The sequence below is a fragment of the Algibacter sp. genome, from assembly GCF_049667265.1.
In the GTDB taxonomy this organism is placed as follows: domain Bacteria; phylum Bacteroidota; class Bacteroidia; order Flavobacteriales; family Flavobacteriaceae; genus Algibacter_B.
In genome coordinates this window covers 1-4,656 of the sequence record NZ_JBATHX010000322.1, presented here as the reverse complement: position 1 = coordinate 4,656, position 4,656 = coordinate 1, and the positions used below count along the sequence as shown (strand labels likewise).

The window sequence follows — 4,656 nt, the reverse complement described above, 5'->3', positions numbered from 1 at the left end:
ATATTATTTTGTTTGAAAAAAGTGGCCGATTTATAGATTAAAAAGAAATCGATATTAAACTTTATAAAAGCAATATAAAATAATATTTTGAAATGCAATACACCAACAATAGAAAGTGTTAAGCCCATAATAATTATGGCATTCATCGTTAAAACTATGAGTCCTGTAAGCTTGCCAAACCAATTAGTATAAGCGCTTGTTTTCGCAGCCCAGCGAATACGTTGTGATATTAAATTTTTCCAAGTGGGTTGCGATTTTGTTTTTACAATGGCTTGCTCACATTTTAAATAATGAAGTTGTTTTGGATACCTTTTTGAAATTTTTTCAAGAAGAAAAATGTCGTCTCCGCTGGCTATATTCGTATTGCCTTTAAACCCGTTTATTTCAAGGAATATAGATTTCTTATACCCAAAATTAGCACCATTACTTAAAAAGGGTTTTTGGATACCAAAACCACCAATGGTTGCACCTTGCAAACTCATAATATCAAGTATTTGAAAGGTGTTTAAAAAGGCGTTTTGTTGTGTGTAAGTTACTGGAGCTGCTATACAAACAGCATTGGTTTTTTGAATATACTCGTCAAAACTATCTAGCCAGAATTTTGGTAATTGGCAATCGGCGTCGGTGGTTATTATCCAATGGTATTTTGCTTTTTCAATAGCTGAGGTGATGGCATCTTTTTTAGGAGAATTTGTTCTTCTATTGTTTGAAATAATTTCAATGTCACCCTGAGCGCAGTCTATGAGTCTTGATTTTAAAGTTTTTTGAATAATATGAACAGATTCATCATCAGATTCATCATCAACAAAAATAATTTCAAAATGGCTTTTAGGGTAATTTAAAACGTCAATAGATTTTAATAAATCTGGTAAATTTTCGGCTTCATTTCTAAACGGAATAATAACAGAAAACTTTGTTTTTGCAGGAATATCTTCCAACTTAAATATAGGAACTTTATTAAATCCAAAAATGAAACTTCCTATTAAGGCTAAGTAAATGAGGGTAACAAGAAGACCTATTAAAATCATGGTAACACTTCAGTTTTAGGGAGCTTGTAATTAAGTACATAATAACTCCCAAATATACTTGGAATTACAAAATTTAGAATCCACATGGTTGTAATAATACATAATATGATAAACTCGTTAACGCCAGCAAATGAAAAAAGATAAACGGCTATACTTCCTTTTATTACAACATCAAAAATAAAAATTGATGGAATAATGGATGCCAATAAATACATGGTTGTTATAATGATAATGGCATCAAAATAGGATAGTTCTACTTTGAAAATTTGCAATAAAAAATAAAACTGAAAGGAAAATATAGCATATCGAATTATTGAAAACAGAAACGCTGAAACAAGCTTGCTTTTTGGGTATTCAGCAATAAAAAATTTAATTTTTTCGACTGAAAAACCTTTAATTTTAAATCGGCTTTTGGTAATTCCAAAACCAATTAGGATGGCGGCAACTAAGGCTAAAACTATAAACTTGGTGAGTTTGTAATAATTTAAATCGGGGTCGTATTTTATAATGAAAAAGTAAAACCCTATAACGCCTAAAATAGTGGTAACACTCATTTGCAGAAAGTTGCTTATTAAATTAACTAAAAGTATGCGCTTTCTGAAATGAGCAGGAAAGTACATGGCTTTGGCGCCATATTCGCCAATTCTGTTTGGTGTAAATATTGATACCGTTAATGATCCTAAACTTTGCTTTTGAGCATTTTTAAAAGTAATTTTTTTGATAAAACTGACTAACATTTTCCATTTTGTAATTTCGAAAAACCAGTTAAAAAAGGTTAAAATCAATAAAAAAACAATGTTTTTAAGTGAAAAAACATTGTTTTTTAAAGAAAACTCGATAAAATCAGAAAAACTTAATGCGCTATTATTAGCAACTTTATTGTAAATAAAATAAAAAGCACCAACTACAATGCTTAATTTAATAAGCACAAAAAAGAATTGTTTAGTTTTGTATGGCAGCCCGTTATGCATTGGTGATGCAAATTAAACGAATATTACCATATGACCTCAAATTTTAAAATGAATCCCCGTTTTTGGTTAATCGCAGTTTTATTATTGTGTGCCTTTTCAAGTTTTTCGCAAAGCGATTCTAGTTCAATAAAAGCCCAATTTGCTTTGGGGGTTAATAGTCCGACTTCAAACGGTTTTGTTGATTCTTTTGAAGCAAATTCCATTAATTTTCCAACCGTAAACTTAGGGTTGCAATATATGTTTAAGCAGCAATTTGGGGCAAAATTAGATTTTGGTTTTAACCGGTTTTCGAATCTGGATAAAACACCTAGTTTTAAGGTGAATTATTCGCGCATAAATGTGCAATTTGTTTACGATGCTTCAATAATTACTAGTTTTTCAGATAAATTGGGGGCTTTTGTTCATGCTGGTCCGGGGTTTTCAATGATTAAACCTTTGGGTAATTATGGAGCCAATAAAACCTCGTACTTAAATATCATGGCTGGAATTGAATTTCATTATGGCATATCAGATACGGTATCTGTTTATTTGGACACCTCATATATAAAAGGTTTTGCTGATGATTTCAATCCTGCTACAAACGGATTTGGGTCGTTTAATGGCGATTTATTAACCATATCTTTTGGCGCATCTATTTCGCTAAGCGGTTGTTATTATTGTGGAGATTAATGAAAGAAAGAATTATTTTAGGGATTGACCCAGGAACAACTATTATGGGTTTTGGAGTCATAAAAGTGGTTGGGAAAAGCATGCAGTTTATTCAATTGAATGAATTGGATTTGAAAAAGTACGACGACCATTATTTAAAACTGAAACTCATTTTTGAGCGCACCATAGAACTTATTGACACCCACAATCCAGATGAAATAGCCATTGAAGCGCCTTTTTATGGTAAAAACGTACAAAGTATGTTGAAATTAGGAAGAGCGCAAGGAGTTGCTATGGCCGCTGGTTTAAGTAGGGAAATTCCAATTACGGAATATCTTCCTAAAAAAATTAAAATGGCCATTACAGGTAACGGAAATGCGAGTAAAGAACAAGTTGCTAAAATGTTACAAAGTTTATTAGGGTTAAAAACATTGCCTAAAAATTTAGATTCTACGGATGGCTTGGCGGCTGCTGTATGCCATTTTTATAATTCTGGTAGAATTGAGGTTGGCAAAAGTTATTCTGGGTGGAGTGCTTTTGTTAAGCAGAATGAAGGGCGAGTAAAGAAATAATGGCCGGCATCTACATCCACATACCATTCTGCAAGCAAGCATGTCATTACTGCGATTTTCATTTTTCAACATCCTTAAAAAAGAAAGAGGAACTCATTCAATGTATAGTTAAAGAATTAGAATTGCGCCAAGATGAATTTAAAAATGAAATTGTTGAAACCATTTATTTTGGTGGTGGCACGCCAAGTTTATTAACCAAAGATGAATTAAATGAATTGATTGATGCCGTTTATAAATATTATAAAGTCATTGAAAACCCAGAAATCACGCTCGAAGCTAATCCAGATGATTTAACTAAATACATTATTTTTCAACTTTCCAAAAGCCCCATAAACCGTTTAAGCATTGGAATTCAATCGTTTTATGAACGCGATTTGAAATTGATGAATCGCGCCCATAATGCTTCAGAAGCAAAAACATGTTTAGAGGAAGCAACGCGCCACTTCGATAATATTTCAGTCGATTTAATTTACGGCATTCCAGGATTAACCAACAAAGAATGGATTGCAAATATAGAAACCGCATTATCATTTAATGTGCCGCATATCTCTTGTTACGCACTTACTGTAGAACCTAAAACAGCCTTAGAAACCTTTATTAAAAAAGGAATTATTGCAAATGTTGATGATGATTTAGCGCAAGAGCAATTTCATATGCTTGTTGAGAAATTAGAAGGGTCGGGCTTTATCAATTACGAGCTTTCAAACTTTGGTAAACCTGAGTATTTTAGTAAAAATAATTCAGCTTATTGGCTCGGAAAATCCTATTTGGGTATTGGCCCGTCTGCACATTCCTATAACGGTGACCAGCGTGGTTGGAATGTGTCCAATAATACAAAGTATATAAAATCAATTCAAAATAATGTACTTCCCTTAGAGATAGAAACACTTTCTATAACAGATAAGTTTAATGAATATATTATGACGGGCTTAAGAACCGTTTGGGGAGTTTCCCTCATAAAAATTGAGAAAGATTTTGGAGAAACCTATTTAAAATATCTTTTACAACAAGCAGAAATTTATATTCAGCAACATTTATTGTATATTGAGGATAATAAATTATTAACCACAAAAAAAGGTAAATTTTTAAGCGATGGCATCGCTTCAAGTCTTTTTAAAATTAACAAATCTTGATTGCAACAATACAATACAACTCCAGAAAACTTCAAATAGATTTTTCAAAACCCTTAGATATTTCAATGCCACTTAGTGCTTCAAAAAAGAATGTAAATGCATGGTATATTGATGCTCCAAAAATAGAACCAGTTAAGGAGGGCGAGAGGATTGCCGCAGTAAGTGAAGGTGCCGATATTAATTTTAATAATATCCAATTCAACCCTCATGCTCACGGAACGCATACCGAATGTGTTGGGCATATTACAGAAAAAGTGCATTCTATTAATAAAAATTTAAATAGGTTCTTTTTTCTGGCAGAAGT

The 4,656-nt window shown here is 32.2% G+C and carries 6 protein-coding genes; 4 read left to right on the top strand and 2 right to left on the bottom strand.

Annotated elements, in window-relative coordinates; genetic code table 11:
* Both WBN21_RS11460 and WBN21_RS11455 read right to left on the bottom strand, forming a co-directional pair.
* A partial coding sequence (locus tag WBN21_RS11460; protein WP_424200393.1) for a glycosyltransferase occupies positions 1-1,028 on the bottom strand: 1,028 nt, incomplete at its 3' end.
* Complete coding sequence (locus WBN21_RS11455) at positions 1,025-1,999, bottom strand: lysylphosphatidylglycerol synthase domain-containing protein (RefSeq protein ID WP_424200391.1); 975 nt, start codon at positions 1,997-1,999, stop codon at positions 1,025-1,027. The genes WBN21_RS11460 and WBN21_RS11455, both read right to left, overlap by 4 nt.
* A gap of 30 nt (positions 2,000-2,029) precedes the next feature.
* Between WBN21_RS11455 and WBN21_RS11450 the strand changes: the two genes are divergently transcribed.
* The 4 genes from WBN21_RS11450 to WBN21_RS11435 all read left to right on the top strand — a co-directional run.
* Entirely contained in the window at positions 2,030-2,668 is a 639-nt protein-coding gene (locus WBN21_RS11450; RefSeq protein ID WP_424200389.1) for an outer membrane beta-barrel protein, read from the top strand.
* Positions 2,668-3,219 carry a crossover junction endodeoxyribonuclease RuvC gene (ruvC, locus tag WBN21_RS11445; protein WP_424200387.1) on the top strand — a complete coding sequence of 184 codons (552 nt, stop codon included), beginning with the start codon at positions 2,668-2,670 and terminating at the stop codon, positions 3,217-3,219. Before WBN21_RS11450 ends, ruvC begins: the two co-directional genes overlap by 1 nt.
* The gene (hemW, locus tag WBN21_RS11440) at positions 3,219-4,352 is read left to right on the top strand and encodes a radical SAM family heme chaperone HemW (protein ID WP_424200385.1); all 1,134 of its coding nucleotides are present in this window, start codon (positions 3,219-3,221) and stop codon (positions 4,350-4,352) included. The genes ruvC and hemW overlap by 1 nt, the downstream gene beginning before the upstream one ends.
* Positions 4,349-4,656, top strand: a 308-nt coding sequence (locus WBN21_RS11435) for a cyclase family protein (RefSeq protein ID WP_424200383.1), incomplete at its 3' end; no start/stop codon positions are given. The genes hemW and WBN21_RS11435, both read left to right, overlap by 4 nt.

Bases quoted from the DNA above. Each gene is read 5' to 3' on its own strand.
- WBN21_RS11455 (WP_424200391.1), bottom strand. From the start codon at position 1,999: ATGCATAACGGGCTGCCATACAAAACTAAACAATTCTTTTTTGTGCTT.
- WBN21_RS11450 (WP_424200389.1), top strand. From the start codon at position 2,030: ATGACCTCAAATTTTAAAATGAATCCCCGTTTTTGGTTAATCGCAGTT.
- ruvC (WP_424200387.1), top strand. From the start codon at position 2,668: ATGAAAGAAAGAATTATTTTAGGGATTGACCCAGGAACAACTATTATG.
- hemW (WP_424200385.1), top strand. From the start codon at position 3,219: ATGGCCGGCATCTACATCCACATACCATTCTGCAAGCAAGCATGTCAT.